General features: G+C 29.4%; 28 protein-coding genes and 1 pseudogene. 26 read left to right on the plus strand and 3 right to left on the minus strand.

Features of this window, described 5'->3' with window-relative positions:
* The first annotated feature begins 171 nt into the window (after positions 1–171).
* Both ACREVU_RS05870 and ACREVU_RS05875 read left to right on the plus strand, forming a co-directional pair.
* On the plus strand, positions 172–633 hold the full coding sequence (locus ACREVU_RS05870; RefSeq protein WP_431550689.1) for a DUF2726 domain-containing protein: 462 nt from the start codon (positions 172–174) through the stop codon (positions 631–633).
* Between the two features lie 54 nt (positions 634–687).
* A complete protein-coding gene (locus ACREVU_RS05875) occupies positions 688–843 on the plus strand; it encodes a hypothetical protein (RefSeq protein ID WP_431550690.1) in 156 nt (51 codons plus the stop codon).
* A gap of 12 nt (positions 844–855) precedes the next feature.
* Here the strand turns inward: ACREVU_RS05875 and ACREVU_RS05880 are convergent, their stop codons facing one another.
* A complete protein-coding gene (locus ACREVU_RS05880; RefSeq protein WP_431550691.1) occupies positions 856–1,086 on the minus strand; it encodes a hypothetical protein in 231 nt (76 codons plus the stop codon).
* Between the two features lie 108 nt (positions 1,087–1,194).
* On the opposite strand from ACREVU_RS05880, the gene ACREVU_RS05885 reads away from it, so the two are divergent.
* The 13 genes from ACREVU_RS05885 to ACREVU_RS05945 all read left to right on the plus strand — a co-directional run bounded on the left by ACREVU_RS05885 (position 1,195) and on the right by ACREVU_RS05945 (position 12,185).
* Positions 1,195–1,320: a hypothetical protein gene (locus ACREVU_RS05885; protein WP_431550692.1), complete on the plus strand. Its 126-nt coding sequence runs from the start codon at positions 1,195–1,197 to the stop codon at positions 1,318–1,320.
* Between the two features lie 340 nt (positions 1,321–1,660).
* On the plus strand, positions 1,661–2,653 hold the full coding sequence (locus tag ACREVU_RS05890; protein WP_431550693.1) for a hypothetical protein: 993 nt from the start codon (positions 1,661–1,663) through the stop codon (positions 2,651–2,653).
* A gap of 170 nt (positions 2,654–2,823) precedes the next feature.
* Entirely contained in the window at positions 2,824–3,141 is a 318-nt protein-coding gene (locus ACREVU_RS05895; RefSeq protein WP_431550694.1) for a hypothetical protein, read from the plus strand.
* Between the two features lie 268 nt (positions 3,142–3,409).
* Entirely contained in the window at positions 3,410–3,892 is a 483-nt protein-coding gene (locus tag ACREVU_RS05900; RefSeq protein WP_431550695.1) for an MrfA Zn-binding domain-containing protein, read from the plus strand.
* 165 nt (positions 3,893–4,057) lie between these two features.
* Positions 4,058–4,393 (plus strand): hypothetical protein, encoded by a 336-nt coding sequence (locus ACREVU_RS05905; RefSeq protein WP_431550696.1) that lies wholly within the window; start codon positions 4,058–4,060, stop codon positions 4,391–4,393.
* The gene (locus ACREVU_RS05910) at positions 4,378–4,983 is read left to right on the plus strand and encodes an SHOCT domain-containing protein (protein WP_431550697.1); all 606 of its coding nucleotides are present in this window, start codon (positions 4,378–4,380) and stop codon (positions 4,981–4,983) included. The genes ACREVU_RS05905 and ACREVU_RS05910 overlap by 16 nt, the downstream gene beginning before the upstream one ends.
* A gap of 491 nt (positions 4,984–5,474) precedes the next feature.
* Positions 5,475–5,597, plus strand: a complete 123-nt coding sequence (locus tag ACREVU_RS05915) for a DUF2357 domain-containing protein (RefSeq protein WP_431550716.1) — start codon at positions 5,475–5,477, stop codon at positions 5,595–5,597.
* A 663-nt stretch (positions 5,598–6,260) separates the two neighbouring features.
* A complete protein-coding gene (locus tag ACREVU_RS05920; protein WP_431550698.1) occupies positions 6,261–6,965 on the plus strand; it encodes a RelA/SpoT-related domain-containing protein in 705 nt (234 codons plus the stop codon).
* 20 nt (positions 6,966–6,985) lie between these two features.
* Positions 6,986–7,225: a hypothetical protein gene (locus ACREVU_RS05925; RefSeq protein WP_431550699.1), complete on the plus strand. Its 240-nt coding sequence runs from the start codon at positions 6,986–6,988 to the stop codon at positions 7,223–7,225.
* 742 nt (positions 7,226–7,967) lie between these two features.
* Entirely contained in the window at positions 7,968–8,090 is a 123-nt protein-coding gene (locus tag ACREVU_RS05930; protein ID WP_431550700.1) for a hypothetical protein, read from the plus strand.
* A 493-nt stretch (positions 8,091–8,583) separates the two neighbouring features.
* Positions 8,584–8,943 carry a hypothetical protein gene (locus tag ACREVU_RS05935; RefSeq protein ID WP_431550701.1) on the plus strand — a complete coding sequence of 120 codons (360 nt, stop codon included), beginning with the start codon at positions 8,584–8,586 and terminating at the stop codon, positions 8,941–8,943.
* A 16-nt stretch (positions 8,944–8,959) separates the two neighbouring features.
* Positions 8,960–9,964, plus strand: coding sequence for a type II TA system antitoxin MqsA family protein (locus ACREVU_RS05940; RefSeq protein ID WP_431550702.1), 1,005 nt, complete (start codon positions 8,960–8,962; stop codon positions 9,962–9,964).
* Positions 9,965–10,778: 814 nt separating this feature from the next.
* Positions 10,779–12,185: a P-loop NTPase family protein gene (locus ACREVU_RS05945; RefSeq protein ID WP_431550703.1), complete on the plus strand. Its 1,407-nt coding sequence runs from the start codon at positions 10,779–10,781 to the stop codon at positions 12,183–12,185.
* 74 nt (positions 12,186–12,259) lie between these two features.
* On the opposite strand, the gene ACREVU_RS05950 is transcribed toward ACREVU_RS05945, so the two are convergent.
* Positions 12,260–12,916 (minus strand): hypothetical protein, encoded by a 657-nt coding sequence (locus ACREVU_RS05950; protein WP_431550704.1) that lies wholly within the window; start codon positions 12,914–12,916, stop codon positions 12,260–12,262.
* Positions 12,917–13,093: 177 nt separating this feature from the next.
* Between ACREVU_RS05950 and ACREVU_RS05955 the strand changes: the two genes are divergently transcribed.
* The 8 genes and pseudogenes from ACREVU_RS05955 to ACREVU_RS05990 all read left to right on the plus strand — a co-directional run bounded on the left by ACREVU_RS05955 (position 13,094) and on the right by ACREVU_RS05990 (position 18,288).
* Positions 13,094–13,336: a hypothetical protein gene (locus ACREVU_RS05955; protein WP_431550705.1), complete on the plus strand. Its 243-nt coding sequence runs from the start codon at positions 13,094–13,096 to the stop codon at positions 13,334–13,336.
* 116 nt (positions 13,337–13,452) lie between these two features.
* Positions 13,453–14,643: a DnaD domain-containing protein gene (locus tag ACREVU_RS05960; RefSeq protein ID WP_431550706.1), complete on the plus strand. Its 1,191-nt coding sequence runs from the start codon at positions 13,453–13,455 to the stop codon at positions 14,641–14,643.
* A 106-nt stretch (positions 14,644–14,749) separates the two neighbouring features.
* Entirely contained in the window at positions 14,750–15,283 is a 534-nt protein-coding gene (locus tag ACREVU_RS05965) for a sigma-70 family RNA polymerase sigma factor (RefSeq protein ID WP_431550707.1), read from the plus strand.
* A gap of 210 nt (positions 15,284–15,493) precedes the next feature.
* On the plus strand, positions 15,494–15,718 hold the full coding sequence (locus ACREVU_RS05970; RefSeq protein WP_431550708.1) for a DUF1659 domain-containing protein: 225 nt from the start codon (positions 15,494–15,496) through the stop codon (positions 15,716–15,718).
* Between the two features lie 69 nt (positions 15,719–15,787).
* A complete protein-coding gene (locus ACREVU_RS05975) occupies positions 15,788–16,024 on the plus strand; it encodes a DUF2922 domain-containing protein (protein ID WP_431550709.1) in 237 nt (78 codons plus the stop codon).
* 64 nt (positions 16,025–16,088) lie between these two features.
* A pseudogene (locus ACREVU_RS05980) lies at positions 16,089–16,619 on the plus strand (N-acetylmuramoyl-L-alanine amidase); the annotation flags it as partial.
* Positions 16,620–17,131: 512 nt separating this feature from the next.
* The gene (locus ACREVU_RS05985; protein ID WP_431550710.1) at positions 17,132–18,112 is read left to right on the plus strand and encodes a transposase; all 981 of its coding nucleotides are present in this window, start codon (positions 17,132–17,134) and stop codon (positions 18,110–18,112) included.
* Positions 18,113–18,123: 11 nt separating this feature from the next.
* On the plus strand, positions 18,124–18,288 hold the full coding sequence (locus ACREVU_RS05990; RefSeq protein WP_431550711.1) for a hypothetical protein: 165 nt from the start codon (positions 18,124–18,126) through the stop codon (positions 18,286–18,288).
* A gap of 428 nt (positions 18,289–18,716) precedes the next feature.
* Here ACREVU_RS05990 and ACREVU_RS05995 read toward each other — a convergent pair whose 3' ends face one another.
* The gene (locus ACREVU_RS05995; protein ID WP_431550712.1) at positions 18,717–19,499 is read right to left on the minus strand and encodes a YjgB family protein; all 783 of its coding nucleotides are present in this window, start codon (positions 19,497–19,499) and stop codon (positions 18,717–18,719) included.
* Positions 19,500–19,621: 122 nt separating this feature from the next.
* Between ACREVU_RS05995 and ACREVU_RS06000 the strand changes: the two genes are divergently transcribed.
* The 3 genes from ACREVU_RS06000 (at position 19,622) to ACREVU_RS06010 (ending at position 20,745) form a co-directional block, all read left to right on the plus strand.
* Positions 19,622–20,116 (plus strand): hypothetical protein, encoded by a 495-nt coding sequence (locus ACREVU_RS06000; protein WP_431550713.1) that lies wholly within the window; start codon positions 19,622–19,624, stop codon positions 20,114–20,116.
* Positions 20,117–20,205: 89 nt separating this feature from the next.
* Positions 20,206–20,424 (plus strand): hypothetical protein, encoded by a 219-nt coding sequence (locus ACREVU_RS06005; protein WP_431550714.1) that lies wholly within the window; start codon positions 20,206–20,208, stop codon positions 20,422–20,424.
* 90 nt (positions 20,425–20,514) lie between these two features.
* The gene (locus ACREVU_RS06010) at positions 20,515–20,745 is read left to right on the plus strand and encodes a hypothetical protein (RefSeq protein WP_431550715.1); all 231 of its coding nucleotides are present in this window, start codon (positions 20,515–20,517) and stop codon (positions 20,743–20,745) included.
* Positions 20,746–21,114 lie beyond the last annotated feature (369 nt).

Raw genomic sequence — 21,114 nt, forward strand, 5'->3', positions numbered from 1 at the left:
GCCCTAAATAAATTTTTTATTGCTATTTTTCTGTTATTTTACAATATATTCAAGTTAAACAAGTTAAAATTGGAATAGCCCAATATCCTAACGGATAAAACACAAGTTTTTGTGGTCTAATCATATAATAATTTTGAAATTATTAATAGTACTACATTTTCAGTATTTGATTTGCTTTATCGCAGTTATTCTAAAAAGTTATTAGAAGTATTAAATAAGAACAAAAAAGTTTCTGAATTTGCTTCTGAAAATCTAATGAATATGGTAATTGAAAAAGTTTTAAGTAGAAATGAGTTTAGATCTCTTGATAGGGTATTACATCAACCGCTTAAAATGTTGATCAAAGATACATCTAAGTTAACAGAAGTGGAATATAAATTTGCTATGAATATTTTAACTCATACTGATTTTATAATTTTTAGTAAGATAGATAAGAGCCCAGTGCTTGTGGTTGAAGTTGATGGGTATGCTTTTCATGCTAATAATAAAGTACAATTAGTGCGTGATAAAATGAAGGATGAGATACTAAGGAAATATAGCATACCTATTTTAAGGGTAAGTACAAATGAGAGTGGGGAGGAGGTAAGGTTATATAATAAGCTTTGCCAGGTATTAAAAATTAAAAGTGTTTAAGTATTATTTAAATTATAAAAATAAAGTATGATTAATTGAAATAGGGGTGAAATTATGAATTCTAACGTAGAGAAAATCTTTGAAAAACTTCCAAAGCAATGGGGGTTAAGAGGTGATCCATATTTATGGGATGATTTTAAAAAACATTTCTCGCATACTACTATTATATTTTCAGAAGAAAGTTTTCGCAATGAGATGATAATCCTATAAAATAGAAATAATTTATTTCATTTTAATTAACTTAACTTCATTATTGATTTTTATTGCAGATCTTAATGCTTTTTTAACTTCTTTGTAATCTGCATTTTTGAAATTAATAGTATATATATCATCAATATAATTAATTGTATGGAGATAATTTTCATTTTTATCAGTGCTTTTAATTTCTATCCAAGCAAAATCTTCTTTAAGCCCTTGTAAGGTATTTTTTATTAGCTTGTGTTTTTTAAACATGATATCACCTCTATTTCATTATAGTATGTATTAATGCAAAAATAAACAATAAATGATAAAAATTACATATTTTATTTGTGGACGACTATATTAATAATGATATTAGTAATGGAAACTACATATATGATAATGTTTGTTCCAAGTACTGCCACAGTGTTTTTAAATGATAATGAAGCTAAGAATTGGATTGAGAATGGTGCGAAAGCTTTTAATGATAAAAATTTAGATCAATAAAGAAAATCCATTATAAGTGGATACGAGGCCCTATTAAATAGATATCCAATCTTAACACTAGTTTGAAATACTAGTGTTATTTTTTAAATGAAAGATTTGATTTTAAGAATCATGACTATGCTACTAATTCATTAGTATGTAAACCTACAATAAGAGTTTTGAAAAATAAAGTATAGTTAAGGTTACACGATAGAGTAAGATGATTGAATGTTTTACTTTTTTCTACAAATTTTGAAGGATAATCATGGAAGGTTGTTGAATAATGTTAATAGAATGATTTAGAGGTATTAATAGATTTAGATTAATTATTGTTTTAATAATCATTATAGGAGAGGATTAAATGTTATATCAACTTAACAAAAACACTAAAAAAAATTACCAAAAAGTTAAACGGACCACATTAAAAGCAGCAGGTTGGCAGGAAAAAGATCTTGAAAATTTGATTTCTAAGCACATAGCAGATTTAATATCTACCAATGCCTTGATGACAATATTTACAGAAAGGCCAAGGCAAGAAGAACCAGATATTTTAGCACTAGATTCAAAAGGAGAGCTATATATTTTTGAACTTAAGAAATGGGAATCCAATTCAGAAAATTTACTTCAAGTTCTTCGCTATGGACAACTTTATGGAAGTAGTATGTATGATGAGCTGGATGAACTTTACAAAAAAAAACATAGCAGTAATCTTAAAGATGATCATAAGAAATATTTTGATTTAGATGAAGCTATTGAAACGTCTGATTTTAACGATAAACAGCATTTCATGATAGTTACAAATGGACTTGACCAAAAGACCATAGAGTCCATTGTTTATTGGAAAAAGAATGGATTATCCATTGATGGAATAATATACTGGATTTTTGAAATAAATAATGAATTTTACATCGAGTTTAATATGTATTCGCCAATTGAAAATCAATTAGAGTATGAAAACAATTGTTATGTTTTAAATACAAATTTCACAAATAACCCACAATCTCATAAAGAAATGATTAATGCTAAAAAAGCATCAGCATATTGTACTGGTTGGAAGGAGAAAATAGAAAAAATACAAAGAGAGGATGTTGTGTTTCTATATCAAACAGGAAAAGGGATTGTAGCTTATGGAAAAGCTGATGGGAAATTGAAGAAGAAAAATTGGAATGGCATTATAGATGATGAATACTATATGAACCTGGATGATTTCAAAGAACTTAAAAAACCAATTAATGCATCAGAAATGAAAAGAGTTGCTAATAAAGGATTTCCTTTTAGAACAACTATGTTTTCTATTGACGAAGAATCAAAGGACGCATTATTAAAAGAAATTATAGCTAACTATATGATATAAAATTAACCAAAGTGGTATAAGACCTAAGAGGTATTATTCGCTTCCAATTAAGATTCATGGTGAAAGTTATTTATTATGTTCAGAATGGTATGAAGTACCTGCAAACAATGAGAGGTCTACTGATTAAAGTGGGTTGCATTACATAAAAATCAGTTATAAGGACTGCTAATATGAAAGGAATGTTTAAAATTATGATAAAGAGAAAAGATGAAGAAATTCTATTAGAGGGGTTTAGAGTATATCTTAGAAATAGAGGGCTTGCAGAAAAATCTGTTAAGGATGATGTATCAAGAATAAATATGATAAAAAAACGTAATATTGATTATACAAAAGGTAAAGATTATGCGCGAGACTGCTTAAATAAGTCTGATCTATCTCACAGTTCTATTGTTAGTTGTTTGAGGGTGTGTAAATACTATAAGGAATATTTGGCCAATATAGTAAGTAGCAAGCTTGCACAAGGCATAGCAAATGTGGATGTAATGTAGTTTTTCTGTAACGATAAACAAATAGTTATGAACAATTAAGAGGGTGATTTATAAATAATATGGGGATAATGGATTTATTTAAAGCAAAAGTAGCAATCTCAGTCGTTCCTCCTTCAAAAGCACTCCTGGGGTGCTTATTTTTCTTATTTTACATGTATGTAAAAATAAGCTGATGGTAATTTAATTACAAGTAGATATATAAGAAAAATTCCTAATATGAGTTGGAAACAGTATGATTATATCATGTGCGATTGCAAAACATTGAATATTGATCGATTGGTGTATAAATGATGGAACAAATAAACTTAAAAAATTTGCATTAGGTTATAGATTTGAAACAGATGTCGTACAGCTCAAATTTTTAAATCCAGATTTAGTTGAGTGGGAAATTGCTTTTTCAGTACTACATGCAGTACTGAGAGGGATTTGTAATTATTTAAGTATTGAACAAAATGATATCTCTGGCTGTCCTCAATACTTCTTTAATCCAGTTACACATCGTCAAAATTATGGACTTGTACCATATGACAAAACACCTGGTGGAGCAGGTCATGTAAGACGACTTAACAATGAAAAAGTGCTAGAGGGCGTGTTGCGTGAAAGTTTAAATTTGATGAATCAATGTGACTGTGGTGGAAAAGAAAAAGATTCATCATGCTATACTTGCCTACGTAGTTACTATAACCAAAAATATCACGATATATTAAAACGTAGATATGTAATTGACTTTATAAATGAAATACTTAGATGATGGGAGAGCAGATAGATTCGCGTAATTAACAAGTCCTTTTTAGGAGACTTTCAAATGAAAAATATAACAACAAAGGAGACAATTATGGAAGTATGTAGTGTGTGTTTAAAAAATAGCTTTTTTCCTTAAAAATATGGAAATGTTTCGTTATGTAAAATTTGTTCAATGAAAATACTTTCTCCAGCTTGGAAAACTAAAAAGTATACAACAAATTATGAAGTAGAAAATCAGAAGCAAAAGGTGCTTAATTTAGCAAATAAAAATAACTTTCGACCAGAAGTAATGGAAGGAATATCAGCGTTCTTTGAAAGTAAAAAAATTGAAGGCTTAGTCAAGGTTTTTAATGGGAATAAGGGACAAATATTAACTGTATGCGAAACATATTGCATAATTGATACTACAGCTGGCTTCGTTTATAAGGAGGCAGAAAAAGTGTACCTAAGATTGATTAAAAATGGAAAAAGAGGAGCAGTGCGTCTTCTAATATGCTTAAGGATATAATTAATAACCCAATGGCTGTTAATATTATAGGTGGTGTAGTTGGAGGTATTGTGCCTGGTGGTGGGATATTAAAAAGGCAAATTACAAACGTGGGAAAGAATATTGTTAGAAATGCTGTTGATAATCAGCGAAGTGGTGGAGAAAGTCAAGGGAATAATAGAGGAAATCGGATTATACTTAATGTACAAACTGGGGAGCGTGTTATTAAATATACCAACTATGATATTGTAAAGTTTATAGAACCAGTTGGTGAAGAAGAATATGGATTTATCAAGTTGCAAAATAGTAAATATGAACATAACTCGGAGGAAGATGTAGTATTCTTCTTTAGTCAAAGAATCGAGATTAAGAAAGAGGCAGGACAGTTGTGTGCATTCATCAGAAATGAAGTAGATGAAATTAACAAAGTATTGGTGGATTCACAACAACGTGAAAATGCTGCAACTGTTCAACAAGTTGCTGCAACTGTTCAACAAGTTAATACATCAATTATTGCAGATGAACTGTTAAAGTTTAAACAACTTCTTGATATGGGGGCAATAAATCAACAGGAATATGAAGAAATGAAAAAACACCTTTTAGGAATGTAAAAAATATTAAGTGGTTATATCATATTTGATATGCCACTTTTGTTAGTTTAGTCCTAAATAAAATATCCACATGTTGCATCAAGCATATCTCATGTGAAAATTTATACCACTACCACTAGGGTAACTGTGACTTGGGAAAACAGTAAATCGATTAATAGAAATTTAGAGTGAACATCAGTGGCTGGAGTAGTAACTATTAACACTTGTTTTGTTGTAGAACCAGGAGCAAGAGTGTGACTTTGTCACCATCTAACACCTCCGGGGTCCAGAAAATTACAATGTACAAGCAAATGAAATCACATACTATTATTATAGAAGGTAAAGAAGTTACGAATGGCATTAATTAGTACCTTTGCTTTAAGGAACATACTAATTATAAAATAATAATTGAAAGGGAGAATAAAACCGCCATTGAGTTTTAGCATGATAACCCTAATATAAGTAATAAAGTATCTTCAACAGGTAGAGGTGGAAATATTTTAAGTGGCATAATTAATTTCAGAGGGGATACAGGTTATTCAGACCTTTATGTGAAGGTAAATGGACACATTAATATGAAAATAGTTATAGAAGTACTGCCTAGTAAAATTGATTATAAAGAAGGATATCATTAGTTTTTAATATGGCAAGTGGATATAGAGAAGTATATAAGTATTGCATCACTGAAAGTGATGATTAATGCTAGAAAAGGGCCTTAGTATTAATAGCAATATATTTTCACTATCAATTAAGGAACTTAGTTTATTATATGTGTATTTGTGTTTTATAAAGATAAACGCTCTACTTAAATTTATAGCTTTAGCTCAGTCAAAGAGGAAGTTTGAAGGTGAGGTAGGCATAACATAGAAATATAAGAATAAATACTAGTTTTAAAATCAATAGTTGAGTTATATATACTTTTATGATAAGAACGGATAAATTATTTAAAGACAAGGAGAATAGTATGGATAATTATATATGTCTAACAGATGAAGGATGCACATACCAACCTAATTCGGAATCAGATATGTAAGATGTAGAAAATTTACAGGTTATAGGATTTGTAATAGAAAAAATAAAAAAAAAGCGTTTTATAACTTAATGAGGTAAAATAGGAATTTAATGAGCAGCATTGAAACTATAATTTTAATTTCTAGTATTTATGTGGTTCATCCTAAAAGAAATATAAATATATGTTATCAATATACAAAATCGTGATATACTATAATAAGATAGTAATATTTATTTTATAATTTTTAGTAAAAGTATATAAATATATATGAGGAGAGTTTATCATAGTGGGTAAAATATTTTATGATGATGGGCGTGGATTATTAAAAATATTTCAGAATATAACACAGAATTTTGAGGCTGACAATAAGTTTCCATCTTTAAAAAGATCTATAAATCAGTTTGATTTTGATAATGTATATACAGATGTGCTAGATTATCATGAGCATGTACTTGATTTTATAGAAGAATATAACAGTTATATTTCAAAAAATCTTTCACATGGAAATGAAGCAATTGATAGATATAAGTCAGAAGAATCATTAAACTTTAAATGGCATAGAAATATTGATGCAGGAAGACGATTATTTGAAGTATGTAATGATGTTTGGGGGATAAGGGTAATTACTAATCTCACAGTATCTGAGCTTGAATGCGAAGTAGAAAAATTTTATAGTTTAGCGGAAGAATTTAATTATAAAATTGATATGGTTGATTTTTATAAGCAATCAAAGATAGATGGGTATAAAGGAATACATTTATATTTTAGAAATTTTGCGAAATGCTATCCAATTGAACTACAGTTTTGGACTAGAAAAGATTGGTTTTTGCAAAGATATACTCATGAGGTTATTTATAAACAAGATGCTGATAAAAGTGCTTTAGAATATTCTCTAAAGCTGCGTAACTGGGTGGATACTATTCCATTAGGTCCTGAGGGATTAGATTCATTTATAGATTATTATTATGAAATCATTAATAATGTTAATTAATTTAAAGGAGGTGAGCGAATATGACAATGCTATTATATGCAAGAAAACGTGGACGTGGGGAAACAAGAGTTATAGAAATAGATGGGAAAGAAGCAATTAAAGTAATGAAAGCACATAGAAAATGTGATTTTCAACTAGGAATGATAGGAAGCGTAAAACTTGAAAGTGTAGCTAGGGTTTATGGAGAATTTGCCCCTTTTAAAAAGGTTAGTTCAGTTGAAGAGTTACTCGCTCCATTTTCAATAAAAAGCAAATGTTAAAAGAAACTTTGTACCATTAGGGTAACTGTGACTTGTGAAAAATAGTAAATTAATTAGTAGGAATTTAGAGTGAGCACCAGTGGCTGCAGTAGTAGCTATTGATGCTCATTTTGGGGTAGTTTTAATCTGCAAATTATGAAGAATAGTAGTAACTTCATGTTGAATTATATAAGTGAAATATTTTGAGTGATTTGGGATTATTGTAAGAAAGAGGGAGTGCTTAATGATTTTCAATAATTTAACTGGAATACAGAAAGGTTACAATTGTGTTGGAATTGATGGTTGCAAGGGAAAATGAGTTATATGATATTAAAAGTCGAACTAATAGGTAATAGTGATAGACATCACAGCAATTGGGGGGAAACTACCTATAGACAGTTTGAAATTTATAGAGCCCATATATCTAGATGAAAAATGTTGAAAGTGAACTAAGGATAACTGCGACTTATTAAAGTGGGCTGCATGCATCCCACTAGGGTAACTGTGACTTGGAAAAAACAGTAAGTGGAATTTATAGTGAGCATTAATGGCAGGAGTAGTGGAAAAAGAAACGGAGAAAACATATCATAGGAGCTAACTTACAGACATTTACTACGTTTGTGGAGGTACTTATTGTTAAAGATTGTTTATTAATAGCTACATAGAAATATAAGAATAAATACTAGCTTTTAAAATCAGTAGTTGATCCATATATACTTTTATGATAAAATCGGATTAATTATTTAAAGACAAGGAGAATAGTATGGATAACTATATATTTCTAACCGATGAAGGATACACATTTATGCCAAATTCAGAATCAGATATGCCAGATGTAGAAAATTTACAGGTTATAGGGGTATGCTATTTTCAGTATGGTAAATAGTGAATTTTCAATAGTTGAAGATATTAATAACAATGAGCGCCATAGCAAAAGTTATTTATAATTAAAACACTGAATTTATTTGATAAAGTGATTAAAATAGCCTCACATTTATTGTGGTGCCTTGTGTCATTAAGCCAACAAATTATTTATACTAAATCTGTAACAAATGGGTTGCTCTTTGCATCTGAATCTACTAGGGTAACTGTGACTTGGGATAAATAGTAAATTGATTAACTGAAATTTAAAATGAGTATCAGCGGGGAAACTACCTATAGACAGTTTTGAATTTATAGAGCCTATATATTTAAATAAAAAAATTTTGAAAGCAAAATAAGGAAAACTACGACTTGTGTTGCAGTTCTCCTCTTTTTCATTAAAAGATTGAAAAAATATTTTTCAACAAAATGCTATCACATGATAGCATTTTGTTGTATTTGGTTATACTATACTCTATACTTATCATATAGTATATTGATTAATAAAAGGAAATAGCATGATGGCGGTTAAATCAACAATAGATGAAATAAATGATTTTCTTATGGTAGTCAAGGCACTTGTAGCAGCTGGAAACTATGATTTTATTCCGAGACCCAAAAACAATTTAACTAATCTTGGAATAAATTTAAGGATTGCATTAGATATGTTATTAAAAATAACATATAAGAATTATTTCAACGGACCAGAACAAGATGATAATCCTAAGTTTGCAGGGTTTATCTGGGAGTTTGGAGAAGATGAGGAAAAATATCAAATATACATTAAATTAAAGATTAAGGACACCAGTAGGGGAAAATTACTTTGTATAATGGGATTCCACAAAGCAGATTTTTCAATTAGATATTTATATAAATAAAAGGAAGGTGTTTATTTTGAAGAAAGAGCTATTTTGTCATATATGTGATGATTACAAAGCTGTAGATATAGTTAGAAAATATGAAGTGTATATGGTTAGAGATGAAGAAATTGAAATACAATCAGAGATAAGCACTTGTGTATGTTGTGGTGAAGAATTATTTGATAAGGAACTAGATGAATCAAATATAGAAAGAGCATTTGAAAAATATAGAAAAAATCATGGCTTATTAACTTCCGATGAAATTAAAAACATTAGAGAAACTTACGGCTTAAGTCAAAGAGCTTTTTCTAAGTTGTTAAAGTGGGGAGAAGTCACTATGAATAGATATGAAATGGGCGCTATTCAAGACAAAGCTCACAATAATATTCTCATACTTTTAAAGAATCCAGAGAATATGTTAAATATATTAAACAATAATTTAGGCGTTTTATCTTGCTCAAAAGAGAAACAATTAAGAGAAAAGATAGCTTTGCTTTTATCGGAAAATGCAGTAACTGAGTTAGAACATAATGTGGTAGAGAGTATTAAAAGTAGAAATGATATTTTTAGTGGGTTTAAATACTTCGACTATGAAAAGTTTAAAAGCTTAGTCATTTATTTTGCACTTAATGAAACAAAACTTTTTAAAACTAAACTCATGAAACTATTATGGTATACAGATAATGTATTTTTTAAAGAAAAGACAACCTCAATAACGGGTATGCAATACGCATGTTTGCCAAGAGGGCCTGTAATTGAAAATAGAAATTTATTATTAGGACTTCTTGAGAAACAAGGTGTTATTTCTATAGTTGAAGATGAAGATACTAATGGCGAGTATATCCTTTCTGAAACTGACAGTTGTGACGTATTTCTTGAACAAGATGAAATGGATATGGCTAAAAAGATTAGCGACAGATTTAAGCTTTTTAACTGTAAACAAATATCTGACTATTCTCATGAAGAAAGAGGTTGGAAGGAGAATAGAGTTGGATCATTAATTTCATATGACTATGCAAAGTATATAACTTTAGAATAATTGATTAAGGACAAAAATGGGGCAGCTTTACTCAATAATGATAATATAAAATAGACTTATGATTTTAATTAAGAAAACAAGATCTATTAAAAGTTAGGCTATTGTTAAAATACTTCAGAGATAGAGCGCTTTTCTTTGAGAAGATATAAATTATTAAAAATAAGTATCGATGGCTAATAGTAGCTATTGGTGCTTATTTAGCTGTAAACCTCGAAAAATGGGCGTTTTAAAAACTATTAAAACAAAATACATACATATGTTTTATTAACTGTTTTATTTCACTAAACATATTCCATTCTACCAATTTTAACTTCCTCCTCTGTAAAATATATTTTAATTGTATCAGATAAGGGGTTAGTATTGTACTTAACAGGTAATTATTCTCCTTTTTAGATTACCATTAACAAAGTTAGTTCTCAAATTTATTAAAACCAGTATTAGCTATTAAAAAAATTGTTTTAAGATAAATTAAATTTATATTTTTATTTTAGAAGGCAAATTTTTACCTTTGGTGAATGATATTATTTAAATGTAAGGACAGAAAAAATGAAAGGCAAGTTAGTGAATAATTTAGTTGGGTTTTAGTATGAGCACCAGTGGCTGTGTAGTAGCTATTGGCGCTCATTTAGCTGTAAACCTGGAAAACAGGGTATTTTAAAAACCATTAAAATAAAATACATACATAAGTTTCATTTTATTTCGAAATAAGTGGAAATATTAATTCATTTAGAATATAATTACAATAAATGGAATAATATGAAGATGTTTGGCTGCTGTATTCTATGTAAAAATGATTTAAATAGGGGGAAATATATTGGAATATGAAAACTTATGTAATTCTAGTCAAAGCAGTGATATTATAGATTTCTATAAAATAGTATTTAAATCTGAAGATCCAACTATTATTGATTTAGTTGGGAATACTGGGGCGGGTAAGACTACTTTCTGCCAGCAATTTGTAGATGAAGAAGGTAAAAGAGTATTAAGTAAAACTATAACATCTTCAGGCAATAGTACTATAATTCAAACAGACATAGCAATTCTTGAAAATACTAAAAACAGACTTTTTCTAAAAGCAAGAGACAAGAATGTTATAGTTAGAGACTTAGTTTTAGTGGCTTTAAATATAGATTCAGGATATATTTTTGATATTAAAAAGGATATCGCTGATGAGGTTAATAAAGCAGGAATCAAGAAAAATTATAACAGCAAAATTAAAGTTAATAATGAGTTATTTCAGGGTGTATATAATTTGTTTAGAACTACTAAGTTACTTGAACGATTTCAGAAAATCGCAAAAGATGTGCAGTTAAATTATACCAATGAGGATAAAATTGAAGAATATATAAGTGATAACGTTATAAACAATGAGCTCATTAAACTTCTTGATGATATAATATGCTCGGAACTAAAGATAGAGAACTTTTATGGCTATCGTCATGAAATTTCACTGGAAGAGGAAAATATTCTAGAAAAAACTATTATACCTACAAAGACTTTTAATAAATACAAGGAACAAAAGGAAGAGTTTCATGAAATAGTATCTTATAGGTTACTTTTTGAACAGGCAATACTAGTGCTAAAATGTGATGAAAAAGCGAAAAAAAATGTGCCTGAAAAGTTTAAAAGTGGAGTTATATTTAGAGATTTAATGGGTCATGAAAAAATAGGGTATCAAGGTATAAATACTGACTTAGAAGTGGGAAATAAAATATTTCTTATACCTGCTGGTACTGCTGAAGAATTAGTGGATGATAAATTTGTCAAAGAATTAAAAAACTGTATTCTAGCGGCGCCAAAACAAAGTATATTAGTAATAACAAAAATTGATAAAGCAAGTTCCTATGTTGAATATACACAGAATGATTATGGAGCTTTTATAGAAAGTTTAAAGGAACAAATTGTTATTACTCATAATAATTTAGTTCATAAATTGGAACAAACAGAGGAGCACAGTGTAATGCAGCTATATAAATTTGATAAAAACACAATGGTAAATAAGTTCATTGCGTCTTTTGATAATGCATATTTATCAAAAATTACTAAAGATAAACAAGGGAATTACGATGCGGAGCTTCATAAAATAATATGTAATAATAAAAGCAACCAAGAAATATCAGTTACAGATATTGAAGATGTGGTTATTTTAGATAATTGGCATGATTCAATCTTAAGCATTTTAAAAACCGAAAATATAGTGTCTTATGAGTGGGTAATATAAATTTTGAAATACTACGATAGGAAAACTAAGATAAACTAATAGATTATTAATAGTAAAGGAGAAAGATATACCAGTTAATACTGGCATAGCTTTTCTTCTTTTATTATTTTCTCATGGTTTAAATCTAATAGCATTACATAAAGATTGATTCTTAGAGATTTAGGGGTGTTATTTACGAAAAGGTCAAATTCGTTTATATTACCGACGGCTATAGACACTTTTACATCTGACGCTACTTCCATACAAGCTATTTTTCCGTAGATGTTATATATTGTTGTGGGGTTAACATAAGACACAATTTTAATATCCCATTTAGAATACTCCCAATTACTTATTTCAAGCATTAAATCTGCAGGTGCATTGATTGTTTTATTCAAACTAAATTCAATATCACGGGTATATAGATCAGAGATAATAGCTTGAAAAATTTTCTTCTTGTTTTCAGTGGTTTGTATTCTCTCATCATTTGTAGTGATTTGTTCTGACTCATCATTTATATGTCCTGCAGCTAACATTAATTCGCTATAGGTTACTCCATTGTAGGCATCACTAGCAAACTTATTTATTGTATCAGGTGCGGGCGGAGATTTTACTAGTTTTCTAAGTAGCCTTGATATATGGGCTGCACTTACATCAATTTTATTTGCGTACTGAGTAATTGAACGATCACCTTTTGCTTTTTCTAATAATAGAGCAAATGTCACTGTATTAAACTTGCTATGGTCAGTCATTTAATCACCTCTTGATATGAATTATATCATTTGTTATTGTTTGTAGTCAATAAAAAAAATAAAAACATAAATAAATTAAAAAATGTGTTGTGTACATTCAAAAGACGTGATATATTAATTGTAGACAATGTAATAAAATGTAAACAATGTAATTATTTAAAGGAAGGAGAGATTTTGATGGATTTAAAGAAATCTGAATTACAACATTTATTAGAAGAGTGTTTTGGAAGTAGTTATACAAAGCTTTCTAAAGCTATTGGTGTAGATGTTGCACATGTGTATCGAGTTATGGTTAAGAATAACACTCCAGGGCTTAAGTTCTTTAATGGGCTAATGAAATGGTGTACAGATAATCAGTTAGATTATAGAAAATATATTTTTTTGCCTACACCGTTAACTATAGATAACGAATGTGTTTAGTGCAGTGAAATAAATAGACTGAATTCATTGCTGAAAGTAGATAGCTATAGATAAGTTACAACAATGATATCAAATAGATGTTGGTTTTACAATTAATGTTTGGGGGAGAGAAAATAATGGCTAAATATAGACAACTTCATACTGAATTTTGGAGTGACAGCTTTGTGCTAGAACTTACACCAGAAGAAAAATATTTTTATTTGTATCTTATGACAAATAATAGAACCACACAGTGTGGTGTTTATGAGATTTCTAAACGAACTATTGAGACAGATTGTGGTTATAACAGAGAAACTGTAGAAAAGTTAATTAAAAGATTTTGTGATTATAAAAAGATCCTCTATTGCGATGATACAAAAGAGCTAATGATTATAAATTGGGTAAAATACAATTTACCTAACAGCCAAAATGTAATTAAATGTGTTCAAAATGAATTGCTAAAAGTTAAGAATAGTGAATTTGTTAAAATATTATTTGATAAGTGTCAGGGAGCTGGATTAGATGTAGAAAAAATTTTTGAGAATCATATTATAGGAGGTATTTTCAATAGTTCTTCTATGGTGGATAGGGCTACTTTAAAATCTTCTACTAGAAAAGTGGACAAGCCTTCTAGAGAATTTACTTTGGAGAAAACTCCGGAAGAAATGTTGGCTTTTGATAAAGTCTGCGAAGAAATTTTTGGAAAAACAGAAAAAGTAAAGCCAGATACTATACATCATGATGTAGAAGCCGAAAAAATTCAAGAAATAAGTGAAGTTCAAATTAACAAGCCACTTAGTATCCACTTACAAGGGGCTTGCCAGGTGCTAGGAAGTAATAAAGAAGAAGTAATAAGTAATAAGCAAGAAGTAATAAATAAAAAAGAAGAAGAAGAAGTAAAAAATAAAAATGAAACATTTGTAAAGAATAATTCAGCTACTGCTACTGAGGATGTGAGCTTCAAAGATTTAATTAGAATTTTCGAACAAAACATACATGCTATTAGTCCACTGGAATACGAAAAAATATTAGAGTTTGCAAAGCATGTAACTAACGATGTTATTCTTATGGCAATAGAAGAGGCGGTTGTTTATAATGCTAAAACTACGCAATATATTTCTAAAATAATTAATAGCTGGATTAGTCAGGGCATAAAAACTACTGAGGGCGTAAAAGCTTATCAAAAAAAATGGTCTAATAAAAAGATTAACAGTGTAAGTCAAAATGTTAAAAAAGGAGGGTTTTGTGATTTTGAACAAAGAAATTATGATTATGAGAAATTAGAAAAAAAGCTATTGGGACATTTGGATGCTGAAGATTTAGACTAAAGCACCTGAAAAGCAATATTAATTTACTGAGTAATTCTAAATACTATAAGTCATGTTAACAAGTTTTTATAAATACCCACAATAAACACAAAAGGCGGTGTATATCATGGAAAAATTAGTTGAGAGGGCAAAAGGTAAGGAAGAAAGGGCTACAGAAGAAATTATAGAAAAATTTAATTACCTCATATACAAGGAGGCCAGCAGATATCACATTCCGGGTTTTGATGTACAAGATCTAATCCAGCATGGCTATTTATCTGTCATAAAAGCTATAGCTATGTATAAACTAGGTAGCAATAGCTTTAATGGTTACTGCATAAATTCTATAAGAATGAATTTTAAAGCTCTTTTAAAAGGTCAAATTAAACACTTTAGAGAAGTGCCAAACAATGATATGTTAGAAATAGACACTGCAGGAAATTATGAATTCACCTTAGAGGATGAAGTTATAGCCTATGATGAAGTTGAAAAATTATATGTTGCTCTTGATAAACTTGATCCAGAAGAGCGTGATATTTTAGAGAGATATTATGTTTTGGAGCAGCCACTAGGAGAAATAGCCTGTGATATGAATAAAGGGTACCATCAGTTTGCGAGAATGAAGAGAAAAGCACTAGAAAAACTTAGGTCGTTAATGTAGGGTAACTGTGACTTGGGAAAAATAGTAAAATGGTTATTTGAAATTTAAAATGAGCATCAATAACTTAAGCAGTTATTGGTCCTTATTTTGTATTGGGTCAGATAATTACTCCGGTCCTTAATGTAGATTTATTTTTTTAAAATTCCGCACAAAACTTTTTAGCGGCATATATATTTAATGAAAACAAAATGAGTGAAAGGAGTGATCAACATGGCAGTAGTATCAACAAAGGTGGCCAGTGCGCTAAAACTTACCATGAAGGTAGGCGTTGACATCAAAGGCAAAGACAAATATGCAACAAAAAGATTAAGTAATCTAAAAGTTGCTGCATCAGATGAAGACATTTTTGCTATAGGACAAGCAATCTCTAACATCAAAACGTATCCTTTGTTTGGCCTAGACAGAGAAGATCAGTACAGCTTAGTTATTGAGTAGGTTTTAGCTCAGAAGTGAAATAGAGAACTTAGAGTTGTTATCCAAATAATTTAAAGGAGGAAAAGTGATATGCATAAATTGGTTATGAGATTTTTAACAGCTACAGAAGGTAAATATTTTACTTTAACTGTAGATGACATCAAAGCTGATGGTGACGGAGTTCCAACTGTAACAGATGCCGAGGCAAATGCTCTTATGGAGTTAGTCATTGCAAAAAATATTTTTGCATCAACCAGTGGTAGTTTAATTGGTAAGAAAGACGCCAAGGTAGTTACTACAGATACTAGTACTGTTGAATTAGCTTAGGGAAGTAGTGCCTGTGAGGGCACTATTTTTATGATTAAACATTAAAAAAAGGGGGAAGAAAATAATGGTTAGGTTATGTTTTGATTATGGACATGGTGGAGAAGATAGTGGGGCCTTATACAAAGGAAGAAAAGAATCTAATGATGTTTTAAGTTTAGGTAGAGGTATAGCTTGGGATATTAGAAGGCATGGGATTACTGTAGATGAAACAAGAACTAGTGATGCGACGATAAGCCTTAGAGATAGAAGTAAATTTGAAAATAGAAGCAAATACGATTTTTTTATGTCTTTTCACAGGAATGCGCATCTGCCTGAAAAAGCTAAAGGGGTTGAAACTTACACTTACTTAAATTCAGGTGCAAAGTCTAAAGGATTAGCAAAAAGGATTCAAACTTCACTTGTAGCAATGAGTTTTGTAGACAGAGGAGTAAAGGCAGCTAACTTTCATGTGTTAAGAGAAACCAAGGCCCCAGCGGTGCTAGTTGAGATTGGGTTTATTGACAACACAAATGATAATAAGATTTTTGATAGTAAAAGAAGTGAGATTATTGAAGAATTAACTAAAGCTATTCTTTCAAAAGTGGGTGTAAGCTACATTAATACTTAAGTAGCAAGCTACATCGCACAAGGGTGACTGTGACTTGTGCAAAATAGTAATTAGCAAGCTCAGGAATAAATTCCTCTCTATGTAACCCAGAGATTCCGCACATACAAATAAAAAAGCCACTGAAAGTTTTGTAAATCAATGCTTTCAGTGGCTTTAATGTTTTAAAGCAAAGTCTGTTTATAATTGGAAATTAATCTAACATATTTTATGAAAAATGGACGAAAAAATAACATCCCCTTATAATATAGTTTGGACACCAAAAAAAAGGAGATGTTATTATTTCTAAATTCAAATTCCAACAAAAGAAAAACTTATTAGAAGGTGAATTCAAGAAATCTAAGAAATTTTTAAAGTACATTAAAAGAGTATTTCATTTTTATGATATTGTCAAGAGTCAAAAGGATTTAAGGAAAAGGCAAGAAATAAATACAGGTATACTTTTTACAATTCTATTTTGGGGATTTGTACTTAGAGTAGAAAGTTTTAATAGATTAGAACAAATGATTAATTATGGTGTTTTCAACCCCTTATTTCCTAAAAAAATTAAATTACCAAGCATAGATACAATTGCTCGCACTTTAACAAAATGGGACTTAAAAGCATTGGAAAGAAGCTTTCAAAATATAAATTCTATATTAGCAAAGAATAAAACTTTTAATAAAGGAACTATAGATGGCTACACTGTGTGCGCCTTTGATGGAACTGATATTATAAATACAGGTGAAAAAAGAAAATGTAATAATTGTGTATTGATGAAAAGTAAAACTGGTTATCATTATGTTCACAAATCAGTTGTAGCAATGGTTATAGGCGGTGAAATAAATTATATTATCAAACAAAACATGCTGAAAGTTAAAACTGAAAAAATAAAGTTGGATAAAACAACTTATAAAAAACACATTGTAACTAAATCTGAAGGCGAACACACAGGTGCTATGAAATTGATAAAAGAACTTCCATCCTGGATAGATACTATTGTTGGTGATTCTTTGTATTTTAATGCACCATTTATTAAAGCAGTGTTGCACACATCAAAACATGCTGTTATAAGATTAGATGATAAAAAAAGGGGAGTTCATAGGGAAATAGCTCATTATGCTCAATATTATACCTGCAATGATAGTTTTGTACATAAAGTTGATAATGTGAAAACAACTGTATCTTATTGGTTTAAAGACACACGAATAGAGGATTCAACCGTACTTAGCAATGATCCTGAAAAATATACTGATATAAGAATCTACAAATTTATAGAAGTTATTGAATCTACTGTAAAGGGAGAAGAAAATTATTCTTTTAGAGAAGTTTTTGTAGGCACAACCAATAAAAACATGAACCCTAAAACAGTTTTAAAAATTGTTCATATGAGATGGAATATTGAAAATTCATGCTTCCATCAACTTAAATGTTATTGCAATATGGAGCATTGTTTTAAGCATGATCCAGTAGCTATAGAAGCGATTTTAACTTTAATGTCATAGCATATAATCTAATGCAAGCATTTTTATTTAGAAGGTTAAAAATCTTTAAGCATCAATTCTCAAAAGGTAAAACTACAATAAAGTGGTTTGTAGAAGAAATATTATCTGAGTTAATAATACTAAGATTTTTAATCAAATATAATTTTGTAGAAAGAGATTTTTTAGATACGGAATAAGTTATACGTAACATATTTTGTTTAGTATATTTCCACCTAAAACTTAAGAATAATAAACTTACTTACTAACAAAATATTTTACAATTTAATAATATTCATTTTGGGGGAAGGGGGAATTATACACTTTTTCAATCTAAGAACTAAAAAATATATGGTAATTTATCCACCAAAAGTAAAATTACCCTTTAAATATACCTAAAGGGTAATTTTAGAATTTAAATGGAAGCTATATGCGGAATCTCTGTATGTAACCTGCTATCTGGTGGTTTATGTCGAAGGAGAATTATTAAACGCGTATTCAAGTTATAAGTTAGAAAAATAGTAAGGGGGATTACTAAACAGGTGCACCAAGTATGTGTATTTTATAATTTATTAGCTTTACCCTATTTTTAACTTGCCACTCTTATAAAATTATTATAGGTAGAAATTCACCATTGTCTTCCAGGGTCACCTGCCATAGAATTAATAGTTCCCCTCGGATAAAGAACATTATAATGATCCATCACAGGGTTCGGATTAGTGATTGTAGGACGACTAAATACCATTTCTAGTTTAAAATCTGTGCCTGCTGCATATCCTATAATTTCTTGAGTACTGGTCTTAGAATCAAACACTGGGGTTCCGAAAACCTCTTTCACGTTAGACAAGGATAGGACCTTAAGCTGGGTATCGAAAGATCGGACTTCAAATACTTGCTCTCCCTTGTTGATACCAAAGACGGTATTGCGCTTATTATAAGTTTCATAGCTGCCTTTAGCAGAGGATACGTAAACAGTTTTATCTGCATTTCCCCAGGCTTTTATAATTGTTTCCATATTCGTTGTTTTGGCAGGATAGTCACAATTAATAATTTTTCCCTGCTTGGCAAGATTCATCATATTCAAAAGCATAACTGTTTTTGTGTTGGTGCTTTGAACTATCGGAACTACTTTAAGAGGATGAGTTTTCAATATTTCCTCCACTTCTTGATACCCAATGGGGTATGCGAAGTTGTAACGTGCTGGTAGCGCAAAAACATAAGAGTTATTTCTACCAAGTTCACTTGGCCCAATTGGAGCGGCGCCTATATGAAATTTTTCTTGCTGAAGTAAGTTCCATTGGTTAAGGGTAAAAACCATAATAGGAATATCCTGATGGGGTTTTTTAGAATTCCATTGAGGATGTCTAATGGAAATCTTAGGGCCCGTCTCAGTGACCTTTCCAGAAATCATATCATTACCTTCCCAAATTCCAACGATTGTGGGTGAAGGGATTTGTGCTATAATTATATAAAGATTAAAGAAAAAATCAAGTATAATGGACTAATTATGCGAAATATAAAGGAGTTGTTCCAATGCAAAAATTGATAGCAACAAGGATTGGCTATGGTTATTTATTAAATGATTTTTTTGTTAAAACTGATAAAAAAGATTATAGAGGGCAATTGGAACATGTTGATGATAAGTTTGTATTACAATATTTTTCGGAAAAATATGTAGTAGAGTTTAAAGATGATAATGTGGCTAAAGATTGGTTAAAATCTATTATTGAAAAATATTGTTTTAGTAGGAAAGATTTATTACTAGATTCTGAAAAACTAAAAATCGATTTACCTTTTATAAGTTTACAAGTTTTAAATTCTAAATATAATGAATTTCTTATTAAGGTTAAATCAACAAAAATTATTTTTGATTATGATTTAAATAATTATTATGTTGCACATATGTCAAAAGATTTAAGAACAATAAGATTATTTAAGACCATTGGTGAAGGTAAAAAACTAGAAGCTAAAAAAACAGAAATTCTGAATAGATATAAAAAATTATGTAAAGACATAATTAATTTCTAACAAAGTATTGATGCAGTAAACTATAGAAGAAACTTAATTGAAAAGCTCCGATATGATGAAAAAAATAAATAAAAATGAGGGGAAAAAAATTGAGAGAAGATAATGAAATATTTAGAGATTTTGTAAAAGAAAAGAAAGATACTATGGATTTAATATATTCAAAAATTAGTAAAGCACTTAACTCCTTAGATACTATTAAAAATAATGAAGAATGCAATAGTGCTAAATTAATATTATGCCAATGTCTCATTCTTACCAAACTTACGGTTATGACTAAAGAGGAAACAGAACATTTAAATGAGATATAAAATTGTTATTTAATAAAATAAAGATGTAAAAATGGCTTCGAACCATTAATAGTCTTTGCAAATATAAATGAAGTTTATGAAGGGTATGATATGTTTCCAGCCTTTTCAAGTAGACTGCCAGATAAGAGAATAAGAGATGTAAAAGAAATACTAATTAAATATGGGTTAGAAAAATATGATGTATTTGAACTTTTAAAGAAAAATGGGGGAAAGCTACCCATAGACAGTTTGAAATTTATAGAGCCCATATATTTAGATGAAAAAATGTTAGCAAACAATAACTTCCAGTTATTGTTACGTCCCCCGAGGTCTTACCCATAGCCATCAACCTTATAATTCAATAATCTACCAAATAATAAAAGTGCACATTTAAGCCCAAATTGGTATTACTTATTGATAATTATTTTTAGTTATAAGCACTAATTATAGATTTTGTCTGTTTTAAGGTAAACCTAACAGACCTTCATTAATAAATGTAAAATTGTTTAAAATGAGTATTTATACCCCAGTATTAAACTGCCATTTTTAACAATACATTTTCGGTCATTTTAGTGGTTTTCAGAATTTTAATAGCTGTTTTCTTCTCTTTTTTCTTAGATTTTATACCATATCGTTGAATTGACATTGATATGCGTTGAAATATTTCATATAAAATTATTTTGCTTCTAAAAATGTTTTTATATAGTTCAT

Source organism: Clostridium sp. (genome assembly GCF_050717535.1).
Lineage (GTDB): Bacteria > Bacillota > Clostridia > Clostridiales > Clostridiaceae > Clostridium_AD.